This is a genomic window from Sphingomonas sp. (assembly GCF_035714405.1).
GTDB lineage: Bacteria > Pseudomonadota > Alphaproteobacteria > Sphingomonadales > Sphingomonadaceae > Sphingomonas.
Genome location: NZ_DASTMA010000022.1, coordinates 106,646 through 124,966, shown reverse-complemented (window position 1 = coordinate 124,966; position 18,321 = coordinate 106,646). Strand labels below are relative to the sequence as shown.

16 protein-coding genes are annotated in these 18,321 nt (G+C 69.9%); 6 read left to right on the top strand and 10 right to left on the bottom strand.

The features are described from left to right. From VFQ64_RS13485 to VFQ64_RS13475, 3 genes are all read right to left on the bottom strand, one after another. The coding region (locus VFQ64_RS13485; protein WP_325103855.1) for a PmbA/TldA family metallopeptidase at positions 1–799 on the bottom strand (799 nt) is incomplete at its 3' end. Further along, the gene (locus VFQ64_RS13480; protein WP_325103854.1) at positions 796–927 is read right to left on the bottom strand and encodes a hypothetical protein; all 132 of its coding nucleotides are present in this window, start codon (positions 925–927) and stop codon (positions 796–798) included. The genes VFQ64_RS13480 and VFQ64_RS13485, both read right to left, overlap by 4 nt. 259 nt (positions 928–1,186) lie before the next feature. Beyond that, a complete protein-coding gene (locus VFQ64_RS13475) occupies positions 1,187–1,423 on the bottom strand; it encodes a zinc-finger domain-containing protein (protein WP_325103853.1) in 237 nt (78 codons plus the stop codon). A 57-nt stretch (positions 1,424–1,480) separates the two neighbouring features. Between VFQ64_RS13475 and VFQ64_RS13470 the strand changes: the two genes are divergently transcribed. Then, complete coding sequence (locus VFQ64_RS13470) at positions 1,481–2,416, top strand: ABC transporter ATP-binding protein (protein ID WP_325103852.1); 936 nt, start codon at positions 1,481–1,483, stop codon at positions 2,414–2,416. Here VFQ64_RS13470 and VFQ64_RS13465 read toward each other — a convergent pair. The 3 genes from VFQ64_RS13465 to VFQ64_RS13455 all read right to left on the bottom strand — a co-directional run bounded on the left by VFQ64_RS13465 (position 2,413) and on the right by VFQ64_RS13455 (position 3,942). After that, on the bottom strand, positions 2,413–2,934 hold the full coding sequence (locus VFQ64_RS13465; protein WP_325103851.1) for a hypothetical protein: 522 nt from the start codon (positions 2,932–2,934) through the stop codon (positions 2,413–2,415). The two genes, VFQ64_RS13470 and VFQ64_RS13465, sit on opposite strands and share 4 nt — an antisense overlap. Continuing rightward, the gene (locus tag VFQ64_RS13460) at positions 2,931–3,392 is read right to left on the bottom strand and encodes a T6SS effector amidase Tae4 family protein (RefSeq protein ID WP_325103850.1); all 462 of its coding nucleotides are present in this window, start codon (positions 3,390–3,392) and stop codon (positions 2,931–2,933) included. The genes VFQ64_RS13465 and VFQ64_RS13460 overlap by 4 nt, the downstream gene beginning before the upstream one ends. 91 nt (positions 3,393–3,483) lie before the next feature. Then, complete coding sequence (locus VFQ64_RS13455; RefSeq protein ID WP_325103849.1) at positions 3,484–3,942, bottom strand: TM2 domain-containing protein; 459 nt, start codon at positions 3,940–3,942, stop codon at positions 3,484–3,486. Between the two features lie 103 nt (positions 3,943–4,045). Here VFQ64_RS13455 and nadB point away from each other — a divergent pair, with 103 nt between their 5' ends. The 5 genes from nadB to VFQ64_RS13430 all read left to right on the top strand — a co-directional run bounded on the left by nadB (position 4,046) and on the right by VFQ64_RS13430 (position 12,959). Then, entirely contained in the window at positions 4,046–5,668 is a 1,623-nt protein-coding gene (gene nadB, locus VFQ64_RS13450; protein WP_325103848.1) for an L-aspartate oxidase, read from the top strand. A gap of 59 nt (positions 5,669–5,727) precedes the next feature. Further along, positions 5,728–6,903: a Na+/H+ antiporter NhaA gene (nhaA, locus tag VFQ64_RS13445; RefSeq protein WP_325103847.1), complete on the top strand. Its 1,176-nt coding sequence runs from the start codon at positions 5,728–5,730 to the stop codon at positions 6,901–6,903. A 137-nt stretch (positions 6,904–7,040) separates the two neighbouring features. Further along, positions 7,041–8,171 carry a serine hydrolase gene (locus tag VFQ64_RS13440; RefSeq protein WP_414712903.1) on the top strand — a complete coding sequence of 377 codons (1,131 nt, stop codon included), beginning with the start codon at positions 7,041–7,043 and terminating at the stop codon, positions 8,169–8,171. 198 nt (positions 8,172–8,369) lie between these two features. Then, positions 8,370–11,126 carry a DNA polymerase I gene (gene polA, locus VFQ64_RS13435; RefSeq protein WP_325103845.1) on the top strand — a complete coding sequence of 919 codons (2,757 nt, stop codon included), beginning with the start codon at positions 8,370–8,372 and terminating at the stop codon, positions 11,124–11,126. 315 nt (positions 11,127–11,441) lie between these two features. Continuing rightward, on the top strand, positions 11,442–12,959 hold the full coding sequence (locus tag VFQ64_RS13430) for a lipopolysaccharide biosynthesis protein (RefSeq protein WP_325103844.1): 1,518 nt from the start codon (positions 11,442–11,444) through the stop codon (positions 12,957–12,959). A gap of 31 nt (positions 12,960–12,990) precedes the next feature. Here the strand turns inward: VFQ64_RS13430 and purH are convergent, their stop codons facing one another. The 4 genes from purH to VFQ64_RS13410 are packed head-to-tail and all read right to left on the bottom strand — an operon-like array spanning position 12,991 to position 18,284. Beyond that, positions 12,991–14,568, bottom strand: coding sequence for a bifunctional phosphoribosylaminoimidazolecarboxamide formyltransferase/IMP cyclohydrolase (gene purH / locus VFQ64_RS13425; RefSeq protein ID WP_325103843.1), 1,578 nt, complete (start codon positions 14,566–14,568; stop codon positions 12,991–12,993). Between the two features lie 9 nt (positions 14,569–14,577). Further along, a complete protein-coding gene (locus VFQ64_RS13420) occupies positions 14,578–16,308 on the bottom strand; it encodes a heparinase II/III family protein (RefSeq protein WP_325103842.1) in 1,731 nt (576 codons plus the stop codon). Further along, the gene (gene rpe, locus VFQ64_RS13415; RefSeq protein WP_325103841.1) at positions 16,305–16,982 is read right to left on the bottom strand and encodes a ribulose-phosphate 3-epimerase; all 678 of its coding nucleotides are present in this window, start codon (positions 16,980–16,982) and stop codon (positions 16,305–16,307) included. Before rpe ends, VFQ64_RS13420 begins: the two co-directional genes overlap by 4 nt. 9 nt (positions 16,983–16,991) lie before the next feature. Continuing rightward, entirely contained in the window at positions 16,992–18,284 is a 1,293-nt protein-coding gene (locus VFQ64_RS13410) for an RsmB/NOP family class I SAM-dependent RNA methyltransferase (RefSeq protein ID WP_325103840.1), read from the bottom strand. Between the last annotated feature and the right edge of the window lie 37 nt (positions 18,285–18,321).

Genomic DNA, 18,321 nt, shown 5'->3' with positions numbered 1-18,321 from the left:
GGTTGAAGTCGCCTTCGAGCCCGTGACCGATAGCCTCGTGCAGCAGCACGCCCGGCCAGCCCGGGGCCAGCAGCACCGTCATCTCACCCGCAGGCGCCGCGACCGATTCCAGATTGACCAGCGCCTGCGCCAGCGCCTCGTCGATGCCGCGGTTCCAGGTCGCGGGCTCGAACACGCGGTCGTACAGATAGCGTCCGCCGATCCCGAAGCTGCCCGTTTCGCGGCGGCCATTGTGTTCGACCACGATCTGGATGTTGAGGCGAACCAGAGGCCTGACGTCGGTAGCGACGAAGCCGTCGGCGCGCACGATCTCGACCACGCTCCATGTGCCCGACAGTCCAACGGACACCTGCGCGACGCGGGCGTCACGTGACCGTGCCGCGGCGTCGATCGTCTGGCACAGGTTCACCTTGTCGGCGAAGGGCACCAGGTCGAGCGGGTCGGTGTCGGTGTAGAGGTGACGGTTGGTCTTCGCCGGCGCCGCCGCTTTGGGAGAGGCGGACGGATCGATCAGCGCCATCGTCTCCGCAGCGCGCTTGATCGCGGCCTCCGATAGTTCGTTGGCATGCGCGAACGCGGTCATTTCGCCGGACACGGCGCGCAGGCCGAAGCCGGCGGCGGTATCGTAGCTCGCGGTCTTCAGCCGCCCGTCATCGAACCCGAACGCCTCGGCGCGGCGATATTGCAGATACAGCTCGCCATCATCGGCGCGGGCGAGCGCGTCGGCCGTCAGCCGCAGCGCGGCCTCCGGCGAGAGCGTGTCACGGTAGAGGAACGAGCGCGAATCCTGGTAGGTCAATCTTCGGCTGCCTTGACTCGGTTGAGGCCATCGCCCTCGCCGTAACGGCTCTCCTGCCACATCATCACGCTTCCCACGCTGAGCAGCGTAAGGCCGACCGTGAAAAGGATGATGGTCAGATCGGACATCATCATTGCTCCCGTAAACAGCGTTCAAGGGTGGTGACCGCCGCGCTGACGACTGCCGCCCGTGACCGCTGGTCCATATAGGGCGAAGGTGTCTCGTCCAAAAGGACCGTGCTCGCCAATTCGCAGCGACGTAGTGGAGCCTCGCCGGTGACACGCGCACGATCCGTGAGATATGTGCCGAATGCCGTGATCGTGACGGCCAGACCGGAGGTCACGATCAGGGCGCCCCAGCCAGGATGGGTTCCGCGCCGCGCCACCATCAATGCGGGCTACCACCTTCGGTGACATCCGGCAGCGCGCCTTGGTCCGCGCCATCCGCCGGCCCGCCCACCAGCACGAAGCGGCGATCGCAGTAGCCGCAGTCGACATAGCCATGCTCGTCGATCTGCAGCCACACGCGCGGGTGGCCGAGTGCCGCCCCGCCCGGGATGTCGGCGGCGCCGTCGCAGGCGACGCGGCGCTGGGTGACACGGGTGACTTCGGGCGGCGGGATCATGTCCCCGCCGTAGCAAGGAGCATTGTGGCGGCGCAACCCGAAGCCTATCGCGCTCGCATGACGCCAGAGACCTCCGGGGCCGCCATCAGCATCGCCGATCTGGGCAAGACCTATGCGGGCGGCAAGCGCGCGCTCGACGGCGTGACGCTGGACGTGCCGCGCGGCTCGATCTTCGGGCTGCTCGGGCCCAATGGCGCCGGCAAGTCGACACTCATCAACATCCTGGCGGGGCTGGTCAACAAGACCCAGGGGAGCGCGTCGATCTGGGGCTTCGACATCGACGCCCACCCGCGCAACGCCAAGGCGTCGATCGGCATCGTCAACCAGGAGATCCTGTTCGACCCCTTCTTCACGCCGGTGGAGACGCTGGAGATCCAGGCCGGGCTGTACGGGGTGCCCAAAGCGCAGCGCCGCTCGCTGGAGCTGCTCCGCGCGGTGCATCTGGAGGACAAGGCCAACGCCTATGCCCGTACGCTGTCGGGCGGCATGAAACGGCGGCTGATGGTCGCCAAGGCGATGGTCCACGCCCCGCCGGTGCTGGTGCTGGACGAGCCGACCGCCGGCGTCGACATCGAACTGCGCCAGCAGCTCTGGGCCTATGTCCGCGAGTTGAACGCGGGCGGCGTCACCGTGGTGCTGACGACGCACTATCTGGAGGAGGCCGAGGAGCTGTGCGATCGCATCGCGATCATCAACAACGGTCGGCTGATCGCCAACGAGCCAACCCGCGAGCTCGTCGCGCGGGCGCAGGAAAAGGTGGTATCGGTCACCGTCGACCGCGACCTGACCCGGGCGCCGGCGGCACCCTGCTTCGAGAAGATCGTGCTGCGCGGCGAGCGCGTGCTGGAGATCACCTACAGCAAGGACCGCGTCAACGCGGGCGAGGTGCTGGCGGCGGTGACGCGTGACGGGCTCGGCATCGTCGACGTCTCGACCCGCGAAGCCGATCTGGAGGACGTGTTCCTGAACCTGACGCGCGCGGCGAACGCCTAGCCGACGGGGGTACGGCCTGCCGGGTCGTGAGCGATGCCGTAGTAATATTTCTCGTCCGGCGCGGCATCGGGGCAGAACCAGCCGGCGCTGCGCTTGATCTCCGACAAACCGACCTTGCCCTCCGCGACGATCACCGCGCGGCCGACGTCGGAGCAGCGATCCGCGGCGGTGCGGCCGCTGTCGGCGGTAACAGCGGTAGCGGGTGGGCCGCCGACCAGCACGACCGCGCCGCGCGGACCATAATCATGAACCCAGGCCGCGGCCCCCGCTTTTGGGCGCAGGAAACCGCACGGTGCGGCGAGCCCCAACGGCACCGGCGCTGCCCCCGCCGCCAGGGCGCACTGGCCACCCTCTGTCACCAGGCGCAGCGTGCGCCCGCCGACCTGCGCTTCGGCGAGGCGGCCGTCCGGCGTCGCCGCGGGGGCGACGGTGTTGGTCTGTGGACCATCGGGTTGCGCACCTGCCGAGCAGCCGATCAGCAGCGCCGCGGCGAGCGGCAGCGCGCGCGCGGCGATCATGCGAAGCTCCAGAACCAGATCTTCTCGCCGACCCCGAAATATTCGGTCGCGCCGCCCTTCAGCGTGCCGGCGCTGCCATTGCCCTGCCAGACGTCGATATGGTCGGTGGTGCCCCAGCCGTTCTGGATGAAGATCATGCCCTTAGCCCCCTTCAGCGCCGCCATGTTGCCGTTGATCGTGCCATCGTAGATGGTGAAGCTGGCTGCGCCCAATCCCTTGCCGCTGGTGACGCGGTGGAAGTGGTTGGCGATGTCCTGCGCGGCGCGGACATGGCCGGGGCGGTGACTGCCGAAGCGGCTGCCATCGTAGTCGACACAGGTGCGCAGGCCGGTCAGGTCGGCGCCGACCGCCCGCAGCGCGGTGCTCACCCGCATCGCGCACTGGTTGCCGAACGTTTCCTTGTCGCACACGTCGGCACGGCCGGGGTGCGCATCCCACAATTGCTGGAAGGTCGGCATGGGGACGGACTCCGCAGGGACTGGGGCGAGCTTATGGCGACCGTCGGCCCCCGACAAGCGGACGGGCGCGACGGCGTCGCATGTTGGTCGCCTAACGCGGATACCGGCGTTCGAATTCCTCATCCGACATCATCAGATAGCGGATCATGTCGATGAACCCCCACGGCACGGTGACGAACAGCCCGATCACGGTGATGCTGAGCACCAGCATGACGATGCCCGAGCCGGTGCGGCCAGTGTAGAAGCGGTGGATGCCGAGCGGCCCGAGCAGAAAGGCAAGCAAGGCGGCGATCAGCTTGTTGCGGTCGTTGCGCGGTGCCCTGGCCGGGGCGGACACGGCGAATTCGGGCCGGGTCACGGCGACCGCGCCCGGCACCGGATAGATCGACAATGCGCGGCCGCCCTCCGATTCGAAATCGACCTCCAGCCCGCGCGCGGGTTCGCCCCGATCGGCCCAGTCGGCGGGGCCGAAGCGATAACGTTGACCGTCCTGGCCGGTCAGCAGCCCCTCGCCCGTCCGCACATCGACGCCAAGAATATGTCCGCGCAACGCCTGCCTCCCGCCGCGCTGCGTTATGACGGCTGGCGTGGGTGATGCAAGCGCATAACACACTTGCGCTCGCCGCCGGCTTGCCGAAGGGCAGCAGTCAGACGTGGACGAGGCGGAGACGGGCGTGGGCGATACGGCTTCAGGCGGGACGGGCAGCGACATCCTGGTCGTCGGGTCGGGGGCGGCGGGGCTCACCGCCGCGCTGACGCTGGCCGAGCGGTTCCGCGTCACCGTGCTCGCCAAGGGCGCGCTGAACGAGGGCGCGACCGCCTGGGCACAGGGCGGGGTGGCGGCGGTGCTGGAGCCCGGCGACACCTTCGCCAACCATGTCGAGGACACGATGGTGGCGGGCGCGGGGCTCAACGATCGCGGCGTCGTAGAGTTCGTGATCGGCCAAGCTCCAGCCGCGATCGAGCGGCTGCAGCAGCTGGGCGTACCCTTCGCCACCGAGGGAGATGCCCTCCATTTAACCCGCGAGGGCGGGCATTCGCACCGGCGCATCGTCCACGTCGCCGACGCGACCGGCTGGGCGGTGCAGGAGGCGCTGCTGCGCGCCGCCACCGCCCACCCCAACATCACCATGATCGCCGACCAGGTCGCGATCGACCTCGCCACCTCGCGTCACGAGGAGCGGTATTCGGGCGCGGGCAACGTCTGGGGGGTCTATGCGGTCAATCGCGCGACCGGGGCGGTAGACCTGCACACCGCCCGCGCGACGATCCTGGCGACCGGCGGCGCGGGGCGAACCTATCTGTTCTCGACCGCGCCCAAGGGCGCGACCGGCGACGGCATCGCCATGGCGTGGCGGGCGGGGTGCCGGGTGTCGAACATGGAGTTCATGCAGTTCCACCCGACCTGCCTCTACCATCTCGACGTCAAGAACTTCCTCATCACCGAGGCGGTGCGCGGCGAGGGCGGCCACCTGCTCAATCCGCGCACCGGCCGGCGATTCATGGCGGATTACGACTCCGAACGGCTCGAGCTCGCCCCGCGCGACGTGGTGGCGCGCGCGATCGACGCGGAAATCAAGCGCGACGGCCTGGATTACGTCCACCTCGACATCAGCCACCAGCCGGCGGCGTTCGTCCGGGAGCATTTCCCCACCATCCACGACAAGCTGCTCGGGCTGGGCATGGACATGACCACCGGGCCAATCCCGGTAGTGCCGGCGCAGCATTATACCTGCGGCGGCATCGTCATCGACCGCGACGGGCGCACCGACCTGCCCGGCCTCTACGCCGCGGGCGAGTGCACCCAGTCGGGGCTGCACGGGGCCAACCGGCTCGCGTCGAACTCGCTGCTCGAATGCTTCGTCTTCGGCGAAGCGTGCGCCGACGACATCGCGCGCCGCTGGGAGGCGCTGCCACCGGTGCCGGTCATCCGCCCTTGGGACGAGAGCCGCGTCACCGACTCCGACGAGGAGGTGGTCATCAAGCAGAACTGGACCGAGATCCGCCGGTTCATGTGGAATTATGTCGGCATCGTCCGCACCACCAAGCGGCTGAACCGCGCCGCCAACCGCATCAGGCTGCTGCAGGAAGAGGTGGCGGACCATTATGGCCATTTCCGCGTGACGCCCGACCTGATCGAGCTGCGCAACCTGCTCCAGACCGCCGACCTGATCGTCCGCTCCGCGCTCCATCGGCATGAGAGCCGGGGGCTGCACTATACGCTGGACTGGCCGGAGACCTCGGCGGAGGCGGTCGATACCGTGCTGGTGCCCTGAACGAGCTTCTACTCGCGAATTCGCGGGATTCGGGAGGCGGGTCCGGTTAGCAGGGCCGCATGATCCGCCGGCCCATCTCCGTCCTGCGCACCCTGCTGAGCAGCGAGGCTACCGCAGGCTTGATGCTGATGGCGTCGGCGGCGCTGGCGCTGGTGGTCGCCAACTCCTTTGTCGCGCCGGCCTACTTCGCGGCGCTCCACGTCTCCGTCGCCGGACTGAGCGTCGAACATTGGGTCAATGACGGGCTGATGGCGCTGTTCTTCCTGCTCGTCGGGCTGGAGATCAAGCGCGAGTTGATCGACGGGCAGCTGTCGACTTGGCGGCGACGCGCGCTCCCCGGCATCGCCGCGATCGGGGGCATGGTGGTGCCCGCCGCGATCTTCGTCGCGCTTAACGCCGGCGAGCCCGCGACGCTGCGCGGTTGGGCGATCCCGACCGCGACCGACATCGCCTTCGCGCTCGGCGTCCTGGCGCTGCTCGGCCGCCGCGTGCCGGTGTCGCTCAAGATCTTCCTCACCGCGCTGGCGATCATCGACGATCTCGGCGCGGTGGCGATCATCGCCCTCTTCTACACCGCCGACCTAGCGCTCGGCTGGCTGCTGCTTGGGGCCGCCGCGGTGGCGGTGGGTTACCTGCTCAATCGACGGGGCGTCGTACGGCTGGCGCCTTATCTGCTGCTCGGCGCGGTACTGTGGGTGCTGGTACTGCGCTCGGGCGTCCACCCGACCCTGGCAGGTGTGGCCCTGGCACTTGTGGTTCCGTTGCGCGCATCGCCGGGCCGTCCCGACGATGGCGCCTCGCCGCTGCATCGACTTGAACACGCGCTCCAGCCCTGGGTCGCCTATCTGGTGCTACCGGTGTTCGGCTTCGCCAATGCCGGTGTGGCCTTGGGAGGGGTTGGACCTGGGGTCTTGTCGGCTCCGCTGCCGCTCGGCGTGGCCGCCGGGCTGTTCTTCGGCAAGCAGCTCGGCGTGTTCGGCGCCAGCTGGGCCGCGATCCGGCTGCGCCTGGCACCACCCCCGGACGGCGCGTCGATGCGGCAACTCTATGGCGTCGCCTTGCTGTGTGGGGTGGGCTTCACGATGAGCCTGTTCATCGGCGCGCTCGCCTTTCGTCACGACCCTGAGTTGCTTGCCGAGGTCAAGATCGCGGTGCTCGCGGGGTCGGCGCTATCGGCGCTTGCAGGCGCGGCGGTGATGCTGGCGCCCCGCCGCAAGCGCCCGACGGCTCGCTGACGCAAGCTCGACAAATCAAGGCCTTGGCCGGCCTGCCCGCGCTTCACCGCAGCCCCGCGCGCACTCGTCGCAGGATGTCGTCGATATACTTGTTTGTAACGCGGCCACCCGCACACAACATAGCCGGGCGTTGACGGATGCATGTGATGGCGTTGGGTAGGCATATTCGGACGGGAGTGTGCGTGCTGCTCGTGGCCGCGCTGGCGGGCTGTGGCTCGACCGAGCGGCCCGGCGCCACCGCCCGCGCGCCGCTGCGCTCGCCGCCGGTGATCGTCTCCATCCCGATCCCGATCGTCCAGCCGCGCGTGGTCCGCGCCGCGCCGATGCCGCTGATCGGCGAGCTGGTCCGGCTCCAGCGCGCCTTCCCGGGGAAGTCGGGGGTGGCGGTGCAGGCGGTCGACGAGGGCTGGAGCGCGGAAGCGGGCGGACGCCAGTATCTGCCGCAGCAGTCGGTCTCGAAGCTGTGGGTCGCGCTCACCATCCTCGACCTGCGCGATCAGGGCCGCATCCGGCTGGATGACCCGGTGCGGGTGACCGCGGACGACCTGACGCTGTTCCACCAGCCGATCGCCTGGCTGATCGCCAAGAGCGGCGTCTTCGAGACCAGTGTCGGCGATCTCCTCACCCGCGCGCTGACGCAGAGCGACAACACCGCCAACGACAAGCTGTTGTGGCTCGCCGGCGGCCCATCGGCGGTGCGCGCGATGATCGAGAACAAGCGGCTGGGGCCGATCCGCTTCGGTCCGGGCGAGCGGCTGTTGCAGGCGAAGACCGCCGGGTTGAACTGGCTGCCGTCCTTTTCGCAGGGCGGCGCGTTCGCCGCCGCGCGCGCAGCGCTGCCGCGCGAGCGCCGGGTGGCGGCGCTGGACGCCTATATCGCCGATCCGCCCGATGGCGCACAGCCGGTCGCGATCGCCGATGCGCTCGCCCGCCTGGCGCGTGGCGAGCTGTTGAGCGAGACCTCCACGCGTGTCGCGCTGTCGACCATGAGCCAGACCGTCACCGGCCGTGCTCGCCTGCGCGCGGCACTCCCGGCGGGCTGGCAGATCGCGCACAAGACCGGCACCGGCCAGGACCTCGCCGGCCGCAACGCCGGCTTCAACGACGTCGGCCTGCTCACCGCGCCGGACGGCCGCCGCTATGCGATCGCGGTGATGATCGGCGACACCACCCGCCCGGTGCGCGAGCGCCAGGCGCTGATCCAGTCGGTCGCGACGGCCGTGGCGAACCACGCCCAGATGACCGGCGGCGGCGGGATCGCGTACTAGCCCTCTCCCGCTTGCGGTAGAGGGACAGCCGCCGCAGGCGGCAGGGCGAGGGCCGGTGCGACGGACACGCCGTATCACCCAGACCGCCCTCACCGCTGCGACTAAGGCCGCTGCGCGGACCTAAGTCTCGCTCCTCTCCCGCAGGCGGAAGAGGGTTGAAGCCTTTGCCCCTGGCGCGCGCTCCGCTAAGCCGCCGCGATGCCGCATCTCTACCTCGTCGATGGCTCGGGCTATATCTTCCGCGCCTATCACCGGCTGCCGCCGCTGACCAACAAGCACGGTCAGCCGGTCGGCGCCGTCTATGGCTACACCACCATGCTCTGGAAGCTGGCCGACGAGGTTCATGCCGCCGAGGGCCCGACCCATATGGCGGTGATCTTCGACAAGGGCTCGCACACCTTCCGCAACGAGATGTACGACCAGTACAAGGCGCACCGCCCGCCGCCGCCCGAGGATCTGGTCCCGCAATTTCCGATGATCCGCGACGCCACCCGCGCCTTCTCGATGCCGTGCATCGAGGAGGACGGGCTGGAGGCGGACGACCTGATCGCGTCGTATGCCAAGGCGGCGCTGGCGCAGGGCTGGGCGGTGACGATCGTGTCCAGCGACAAGGACTTGATGCAGCTGATCGAGCCGGGACTCGATCTCTACGACACGATGAACAATCGCCGGCTGGGCGCCGACGCGGTGGTCGAGAAGTTCGGCGTCGAGCCGACCAAATTGGGCGAGGTGCTGGCGCTGATGGGCGACAGCGTCGACAATGTGCCGGGCGTACCCGGCGTGGGGCCGAAGACCGCCGCGACGCTGATTCAGACCTATGGCGATGTCGAGGCGGTGCTCGCCGCCGCCGCCAGGGACGACTTCAAGAAGGGCAAGCTTCGCGACAATCTGCGCGACCATGCCGACGCCGCGCGGATGAGCCGCGAGCTGGTCAAGCTGAAATGCGACGTGCCGCTCGAGCACCCGCTCGAAGAACTGGAGCTCAAGGGCATCCCCGACGCGCCGCTCCGCGCGTTCCTGGAGCATCACGGCTTCCGCACGCTGCTCAACAAGCTGGAGCAGGTCGCCGACGCGCCGGTGGTCACGCCCGATTCGGTGCCGCAGGACAGCGACCCGCCTTGCGACCATGACGGCTATGAGACGGTGGTCGATCTCGACACGCTCGACCGCTGGATCACGGACGCGCGCGCGCAGGGCTTCGTGGCGATCGACACCGAGACCAGCGGCACCGATGCGACCACCGCCGAGCTGGTCGGCGTTTCCCTCGCCCTCGCGCCCAACCGCGCCTGCTACATCCCGCTCAAGCATGGCGGCACCGACCTGCTGGCCGAGAACCCGGTGCAGATCGACTGCGCGCCCTGCCTCGCCAAGCTCAAGGACCTGTTCGAGGACGAGGCCGTCCTCAAGATCGGCCACAACATCAAGTTCGACATGATCGTGCTGGGCTTGCGCGATATCGCGGTCGCGCCGCACGACGATACGATCGTCATGAGCTTCGACCTCGACGCGGGCCTGCACGGCCACGGCATGGACGAGCTCGCCGCCACCCACCTCTCGCACTCGTGCATCGCGTTCAAGGACGTGGTCGGGGTCGGCAAATCGCAGCGCGGCTTCGCCGAAATCGATCTCGCCGCGGCCACCCGCTACGCCGCCGAGGACGCCGACGTCACCTTCCGCCTGTGGAAGCGATTTCGCGCCCGTCTGCCCGCCGAGGGCGCGACGCGAGTCTACGAGATGGTCGATCGGCCGCTCGTGCCGGTGATCGCGCGCATGGAGCGGCACGGCATCGCCGTCGACCGCGCCCGGCTCGCCGAGCTGTCGGCGGAGTTCTCCGGCCAGATCGTCGAGCTGGAGAAGGAGGTCCATGCCCTCGCCGGCGGACCGTTTACGATCGGCAGCCCCAAGCAACTGGGTGACGTGCTGTTCGAGCGGCTGGGCCTGAAGGGCGGGCGCAAGGGCAAGTCGGGCGTCTATTCCACCGACGTCACCGAGCTGGAGCGGCTGGCGCGCGAAAAGGCGCCGGGCAGCGAGGTGGTCCGCAAGGTGCTCGACTGGCGCCAGCTGACCAAGCTCAAGAACACTTATACCGACGCGCTGCAGCAGGAGATCAACCCGAAGACCGGCCGCGTCCACACCAGCTACTCGCTGACCGGCGCGCAGACCGGGCGGCTGTCCTCGACCGAGCCCAATCTGCAGAACATCCCGATCCGCACCGAGGTCGGCCGCCAGATCCGCGACGCGTTCGTGGCGGAGCCGGGCAACGTCATCCTCGCCGCCGACTATTCGCAAATCGAGCTGCGCCTCGCCGCGCACATCGCCGACGTGCCGCAACTGCGCGACGCATTCGCCGCCGGCGAGGACATCCACAGCCTGACCGCCGCCGAGCTGTTCGGCGAGGTCAACCGCGATACGCGGGCGCGCGCCAAGACGATCAACTTCGCGATCCTCTACGGCATCAGCCGCTGGGGCCTGGCGGGGCGGCTGGAGGTCTCGTCCGACGAGGCGCAGGGCATGATCGACCGCTATTTCGAGCGCTTCCCGGGCATCAACCGTTACATGGCCGAAACGCTGAGCGAGGTGCGCGAGCGCGGCTACACGACGACGCTGTTCGGTCGCAAATGCTGGTTCCCGCGCATCAAGTCCAAGGTCCAGAACGAGCGCCAGGGCGCCGAACGCGCCGCGATCAACGCGCCGATCCAGGGTACGTCCGCCGACATCATCAAGCGCGCGATGATCCGCATGGAGCCCGCGCTGGCGGAGGCCGGGCTCGGGCATGTCCGGATGCTGCTGCAGGTCCACGACGAACTGGTGTTCGAGCTGCCGGCGGGCGACGTCGCGGCGGCGTCGGCGGTGATCGAGCGGGTGATGGCGGGTGCTGCGGAGCCCGCGGTCAAGCTGACCGTGCCGTTGGGAATCGAGATCGGGACGGGGCCGAGCTGGGGCGCGGCGCACTAGGCCCTCCCATCTTCCCGCGCGCAGGCGGGGGCCCAGTCGCCACGAACTCGGTTAGTAAGGTCAGCCACTTACAACGCGGCAGCTCGCGACTGGACCCCCGCCTTCGCGGGGGTGGATGCCAGTGGACGCGTATCCGCCCTGTCCTACACGGACCGATCTATGCCAAGACGTATGCGATGACCTGCCCGGCACCGGCCACTCCATTGCGCGACCGGAGCGCGGCTGACGCGTTGCCGCCGCGGCGCGTCGCAGTTGCGGCTTGCCGAACCTGTGTCGAGGTCAGCAACTTCCTCAACATCGGCGGTCGCTGAGCAGGTGACCGAGCCCCGCTCCGACATCGACACGCTCGCCAAGGGTGGCCGGACCAACGTCGCCGGTTTCATCCTGCGGCTGGCGGCGCGCATCCCCTTCCTGTTCATCGCGGGGCGGCTCTATGGGCCGGAGCTGGTCGGGCGGTTCGCGCTCGCGATCGTCGTCGTCGAGCTCGCCGCGGTGGTCGCGACGCTGGGCCTGAAGCGCGGCTTGGCGCAGGCGCTGAGCGAATCCGATCGCCCGCATGTCTGCGTGGTGTGGGACGCGATGGCGGTGGCGTTCATCGCGTCGATGCTGGCAAGCGCGGTGCTGTGGTCTTTTCCGCAGGTCATGTACCCGAATACGCGGGTCGGCGGGCTCGATCGCTGGCTGCCGCTGATCATCCTCGCCGTCGCCTGGTCCGACGTCAGCCTCGCCGCGCTCGCCTATCGCTTCAACGTCAAGGCGGCGGTCACCGCGCGCGCCGTCATCGAACCGTGGACGATCTCGATCGCCGCGTGGGGCTTCTCGTTCGTCAACATCCGCGACGGGTTGGTGCTATCCTATGTCGTGTCGATGATTGCGGCGCTGGTCGCCAGCCTGGTACCTTTCCTGAAAAGCTACGGGCTGCCGCGCGGCTGGTCCCCGCAGCCGCGCGCGCTGTTCCGGCTCGCGCGCTACAACGCGCCGCTGGCGGGTGCCGATGCGCTCGAATGGGGGACGCGCAACGTCGACCGGCTGATCATGGGGCGCTTCTTCTCGCCCGAGATCGTCGGCATCTATTTCATGGCGCAGCAGGTCGCGTCCCTGCCGCAAAGGTTGAAGACCAGCTTCGATCCGATCCTGGGGCCCGTCATCACGCGCAGTCTGGCGGCGGGCGATCACGCCGCGATCGCCAACCAGGTGCGGCAGGTCGCGTTCTGGATCATCGCGGCGCAGGGCGGGCTGGCGCTGATGGGCTCGATCCCGGGGGAGGCGGTGATGGGCGTACTGGGCCCGCAGTTCGTGGCGGGTACCGCGGCGCTCGCCTTTCTGCTCGCGGCCGAGGTGCTCGCCTCCACCGGCGCGGTCTGCGAGACGGCGCTCGTTTACACGGCCCGGCATCGCAACCTGATAATCTCGGCGGCGATGCTGGTGTTCCAGGTGGTGCTCAGCGTGGCGCTGATCTTCCTGATGCGGGGCGCGGGGTGGCCGGTGGCGTGGCAGGCGGCGGGGCCGGCGGTGGCGCTGACCATCAGCCTCGCACTCACCTCGGTCATCAAGGCGCGGCTGCTCGGCCACATCCTCGGCGAGTCGGTCTCGCCCTGGCGCTGGCCGCTGCTGGGCGCGGCCGCGGCGGCGATCGTCGTCGGAGCGGCCGTTACCGCGCTGCCGCCGTCGCTCGAATGGGCGGAGCTGACGATCGGGGTGCCGCTGATCGCGGCGGTCTATCTGCTCGTGCTGTTTCGCTGGGCGTTCACGCCTGCGGACCGGGCGCTGTTCGGCAGCGTGCCCACGGCGGAGGAGGCGACGCTGCCGAATGTGGGGTCGATCACGCGTTAACGAGACGCGCTCATGCATGGGGCTGATAACTTCAGTGCCTGAAGTGCCTTATGCCCGTGAATACCATCGCCAGCCCCGCCGCGTCGGCGGCCGCGATCACCGCGTCGTCGCGGATCGAGCCGCCCGGCTGGATCACCGCGGTCGCGCCCGCCTCGACCGCAGCCATCAATCCGTCGGCGAACGGGAAAAAGGCGTCAGATGCCACCGCAGAGCCGATCGTGCGCGGCTCTGCCCAGCCTGCCTTGTCGGCGGCATCGCGCGCCTTCCAGGCCGCGATCCGCGCCGACTCGAGGCGGTTCATCTGCCCCGCGCCGACGCCGGCGGTCGCGCCGTCCCTCGCATAGACGATCGCGTTCGACTTGACGTGCTTGGCGACGGTCCAGGCGAAGCGGCAATCGGCCAGCTCCTGCGCGGTCGGTGGGCGCTTGGTCACCACCTGCAGCTCGCCAAGGCGACCATTATCGCGCCCCTGCACCAGCCAACCGCCGGCGATCGACTTGATCGCGAACCCGCCCCGGCCCGCGTCCGGCAACTCACCGGTCAACAGCAGCCGGAGGTTCTTCTTGCCCGCGAACACCGCCAGCGCATCGGCATCGGCGTCGGGCGCGATCACGACCTCGGTAAAGATGCCGGTGATCGCTCGCGCGGTGGCTTCGTCGATCGGCCGGTTGAGCGCGATGATGCCGCCGAACGCCGACACGCTGTCGCACGCGAACGCCGCCTCGTAAGCCTGCCGCAGCGTCGCGGCGGTCGCGACGCCGCAGGGGTTGGCATGCTTGACGATCACCGCGGTCGGTCCTGCATCGCTGAACTCGGCGACCAGCTCCAGCGCCGCGTCGGCGTCGTTGAGGTTGTTGTAGCTGAGCGCCTTGCCCTGCACCTGCCGCGCCTGGCCGATCCCGCGCGCGGACGGCCCGCGATGGCGGTAGAACGCCGCCTGTTGGTGCGGGTTCTCGCCGTACCGCAGCACCTGTGGCGCCTCGAGCACCATCGGCAGCGTCGCCGGGAACATCTGCCCCTGGTCGGCAAAACCGAACCAGCTGGCGATCATGGCGTCATAGGTGGCGGTCAGCGCGAACGCCTTGGCCGCGAGCCGCCGACGCAGCTCCTGCCGGGTGCCGCCCTCGTCGATCGCGGCGAGCACTTCGGCGTAATCGGCGGGGTCGGTCAGCACCACGACATGCGCGTGGTTCTTGGCCGCCGAGCGCACCATCGCCGGGCCGCCAATGTCGATATTCTCGATCACCGCGTCGCGGTCCGCGCCCGACGCGACCGTCGCCTCGAACGGGTAGAGGTTGATGACGAGCAGGTCGATGCCGCCGATGCCGTGCGCGGTCATCGCGGCGACATGTTCGGGGTCTTCGCGCACCGCCAGCAACCCGCCATGGACAGCCGGGTGCAGCGTCTTCACGCGGCCGTCCATCATCTCGGGAAAGCCGGTAAGCTCGGCGACGTCGCGCACCGTCAGACCGGTCTCGCGGAGCGCACTGGCCGTGCCGCCGGTCGAGACCAGCTCCACGCCGCGCTCGGCCAAGGCGCTGGCGAACGCGACGATGCCGGTCTTGTCGGAAACCGACAGCAACGCGCGTCGAATCGAAACAGTGGTCATGCTCATCCCTCAGATCGCCCGCTTGAACGCCCAGCTGATGCCCGCGCCGCCCGCCGCCGCCTCGCCGCTCACCACCAGCTGCTGCGTCGACACCGGTCGGCCGGTGGCGTCGATCCACAGGCTCGGCTCGATCGCCAGCGTGCCGCCGCGGCAGCGGAACTGCCACAGGGCGCCGCCGGGCAGCCGCAGCAATGCGGCCAGACCATCAGCGGTCGGTGACGCCTGCACGCCCGCGCCGAGGTGGAAGCGGACCGCGAACGCCGCACCCGCGCGCCTGCGCCTGCCCTGCGGCAACAGCGCGTCCTCGCCGCGCAGCTCGCGCCCGTCGCCGGTCAGCAGCAGCTGGCGGCGGTGGACGAACCCCCAGCGCCGGACATAGCCGTCATGGCTCGCCTCCAATCGGCTCGCGGCGTCGCTCTCCTGGCGCGAGAGCTCCACCTGCGCGACGCCGCGACCCAGCGTGCCGTCGGGTTGGATCGCGGTGGAGTTGGAATCGGCGACGACCAGGGTCGAATGCGCCGCGGTGGTGCGGAGCCCCTCGGCGAGTTCGCGCGGCAGGCCGGCGGTCGCCGCGCGCGCGCCGCCGCAATTGACGACCAGACGGGCCGGTCCGTCCGACAGTTCGAATGCCAGCGTCGAAGCGCAACCCCCCTCCACCTGCCGACCGACCGGCGGCGGCGCGGCATCGACGATCAGCACCGCGCTGCCCGCCGCCAGCCGCTGATAGCCCCAGTCGCGCGACTGGCGCAGCGGCCGGGTGCGGATGCCCGTCGCTTCGATCACGGCCGCGACCTCGGCGGCCGACGCCGGACCGCTGCCCTGCCAGCTCGCCAGCGAGCGGTCGGCATGGGTGACGCCGAGCAGCGCCGGCACCGCGCGCGTCAGTGCCGCCGCGACGCTCTGCGGCAGCTCCAGCCGCCGCGCCGCATAGGTCTCGCGCAGCATCGCCAGCAGCGCAATCGTGTCGAGCAGCTGCGCCGGACTGCGCGAGACCGCACCGCCATCGTCGTGGAGCCCGCCCGCGATCGCGCGCGCCAATCCCGCCTCGCCGAACGCGCGCCTGGGATCGCCGCCGGGGATCAGCAGCCCGGCCGCGACGATGCCGCACCACGCAGCGATGCGCCGCGCGCCCGGCGGTGCCTTGTCGGCGCCACGCTCGATGTGCCGCGCGCCGCGCGCCAGCGTGTTGAGCACCGCCGAGCGGTAGATCAGGTCGGTGGAGCTGAGGATCAGCGGCGCGTGGCTGGTCCAGAACAGCAGCCGCCGACCCCAGAGATCGGGCGCCCAGGCGAGCGCATCAACCTTGTTCTCATACGCGCGCAGCCAGCGCCCGGTCAGCGCCTCCGCGATCGGCGCGCCCTGCGCCCGGGTCGCGACGGTCGACAGGTCGCGCAGCCAGGCGAAGCTGTGGACGTGGTTGGCGAACGGCTTGCCCCAGTCCCGCCGTCCGAAATCTAGCTCGTCGAGCAGGTGCGACTCGCCACGAAAGCTGATGCGGCCATCGAGCAGCGCCTGCCCGCGCGCGACATCGCCGACTACCGGATCGTCGGGCACCGCGATCAGCTTGAGCGGATAGCGCCCGCGCAGCCGCAATGTGTGAAGCGGCGTCCGCCAGGTCAGCTTGTGGAAAGTGTCTGACAGCCGCTCGGCGAGGCTCAGCCCCGTGTCGCCGCCCAGGCGCACCAGCCGCTTGCCCTCGTCGATGGTGTCGGGCGCGACGTCGGGTTGGTCGGCGCTCACCCGCCTCTTAGCATGGCGATGTTGGCGGCGTATCGGTCGGGCCCGCCGCGGAACACGGAGGTGCCGGCGACCAGCGCATCGGCGCCGGCCTCGATGCACCGGCGCGCGCTGTCGGCATCGACGCCGCCGTCCACCTCCAGGTCGATCGCGCGACCATTCGCGTCGATCATCCTGCGCACCGCAGCGATCTTCTTGAGCTGCGAATCAATGAAGTGCTGGCCGCCGAAACCCGGGTTGACGCTCATCACCAGCACCAGGTCGACCAGATCGAGCAGGTAATCGAGCATCTTGGCCGGCGTGCCCGGGTTGAGCACCACGCCCGCCCGCTTGCCCAATCCCTTGATGTGCTGGAGCGAGCGGTGGATGTGCGGCCCGGCCTCGGGATGGACAGTGATCGTGTCAGCGCCAGCCTCCGCGAATGCGTCCAAATACGCGTCGACCGGGGAAATCATCAGGTGGACGTCGAACGGCTTGGTCGTCAGCGGCCGCAGCGCCTTCACCACCGTCGGGCCGAACGAGATGTTGGGCACGAAATGCCCGTCCATGATGTCGAGATGGATCCAGTCCGCGCCGGCCGCGTCGATCGCGCGGACCTCCTCGCCCAGCCGCGCGAAGTCGGCCGACAGGATGGACGGGGCGATCCTGACAAGGTTGGGGCGGACGGGCTGTTGCACCGGGCGGCTCTAACCCGCCGTGCCGCCCCCGTCACGCCGGAAGCGCGCGATGAAGAAACCGTCGCACCCCCCTTCCGCTGCCAGCGTGCCGGGCACGGTCCTTACCCAGCCGCGGTCGGTGGCGGCGACCGGCAGTTCGCCGGGCGCGGGCGCGACCAGCGTGAAGTCTGGGCGGTCGGCGAGGAACCGCTCCGCCTGGTCCTCGCCCTCCGCCGGCTCCAGCGAGCAGGTGGCATAGACCAGTGTGCCGCCCGGCCGCACCCACTCCGCCGCGCGGGCGAGCAGGCGGGTCTGCAACGCGGCCATCTCCGCGATCACCGCCGGGCGGACGCGGTGCAGCACGTCGGGGTGGCGGCGGAAGATGCCGGTAGCGCTACAGGGCGCGTCGAGCAGCACCGCGTCCACCGGTGCGGGCGGGTTCCAGTCGAGGATGTCGGCGCGGATCACCTTCGCCTCCAGCCCCGTGCGCTCAAGATTATCCCGAAGTCGCGCCAGACGACTTTCGCTGCTGTCCACCGCCGTTACCCGCCACCCCGCCGCCGCCAGTTGGCACGTCTTGCCGCCGGGTGCCGCGCACAGGTCGAGCACCGTGCCGCCGCCGGCGCCGAGCAGCCGCGCCGGCAGCGAGGCGGCGAGATCCTGGACCCACCAGCCGCCGTCGGCATAACCTGGGAGGTCGGGCACGGAGTCGGCGTCGTCGAGCCGGACATGACCCGCCGCCAGCGAGCGACCGTCCAGGCGCTCCGCCCAGCCGTCATCGCGCAACGACAGGTCGAGCGGCGGCGGCGCGGCGATGGCGCGGGCCGCGGCCTGTGCGACATCCTCGCCCCAGGCGGCAGCCCAGCGCGCATGCGTGTCCGCGGGCAGGGTCGGTGTCTCGGGCAGCGTCGCCCCACCGCGCACGACCGAGCCGAACACGCCGTGCACCAGCTTGCGCGGGCCGCCATCGACCAGCGGCAGCACCGTCGCGATGGCGGCATGGGGCGGGGTCGAGAGGCGGAGAACCTGCACCAGCGCGATACGCAGCGCGAACCGCGCCTTGGCGTCATCGGGCAGCCGTTGCCGGGTCTGCGCGTCGATCAACGCGTCTAGGTCCACGAGCCAGCGCAGCGCCTCGGCGACGATGGCATGGGCGAGGCCCCGGTCGGGACCGTGGATCGCGCGGGTCGCGGCCGGCAGCGCCGCCTCCAGCGCCTCGCCACGCCGCAGCACCGCATCGAGCAGCCGCAGCGCCGCGCGCCGGGTGGCAGTGCCCAAAGGTTCTCTGGGCGGTTCCGGGGGACGGGTCTGGCGAATCGGCATCAACGCCCCATGTGGGGGGCGACGCCGGATAAGGAAA

Bases quoted from the DNA above. Each gene is read 5' to 3' on its own strand.
- VFQ64_RS13475 (WP_325103853.1), bottom strand. From the start codon at position 1,423: ATGATCCCGCCGCCCGAAGTCACCCGTGTCACCCAGCGCCGCGTCGCC.
- polA (WP_325103845.1), top strand. From the start codon at position 8,370: ATGCCGCATCTCTACCTCGTCGATGGCTCGGGCTATATCTTCCGCGCC.
- VFQ64_RS13410 (WP_325103840.1), bottom strand. From the start codon at position 18,284: ATGCCGATTCGCCAGACCCGTCCCCCGGAACCGCCCAGAGAACCTTTG.
- VFQ64_RS13460 (WP_325103850.1), bottom strand. From the start codon at position 3,392: ATGCCGACCTTCCAGCAATTGTGGGATGCGCACCCCGGCCGTGCCGAC.
- VFQ64_RS13465 (WP_325103851.1), bottom strand. From the start codon at position 2,934: ATGATCGCCGCGCGCGCGCTGCCGCTCGCCGCGGCGCTGCTGATCGGC.
- purH (WP_325103843.1), bottom strand. From the start codon at position 14,568: ATGACCACTGTTTCGATTCGACGCGCGTTGCTGTCGGTTTCCGACAAG.
- VFQ64_RS13480 (WP_325103854.1), bottom strand. From the start codon at position 927: ATGTCCGATCTGACCATCATCCTTTTCACGGTCGGCCTTACGCTGCTC.
- VFQ64_RS13440 (WP_414712903.1), top strand. From the start codon at position 7,041: ATGCATGTGATGGCGTTGGGTAGGCATATTCGGACGGGAGTGTGCGTG.
- VFQ64_RS13470 (WP_325103852.1), top strand. From the start codon at position 1,481: ATGACGCCAGAGACCTCCGGGGCCGCCATCAGCATCGCCGATCTGGGC.
- nhaA (WP_325103847.1), top strand. From the start codon at position 5,728: ATGATCCGCCGGCCCATCTCCGTCCTGCGCACCCTGCTGAGCAGCGAG.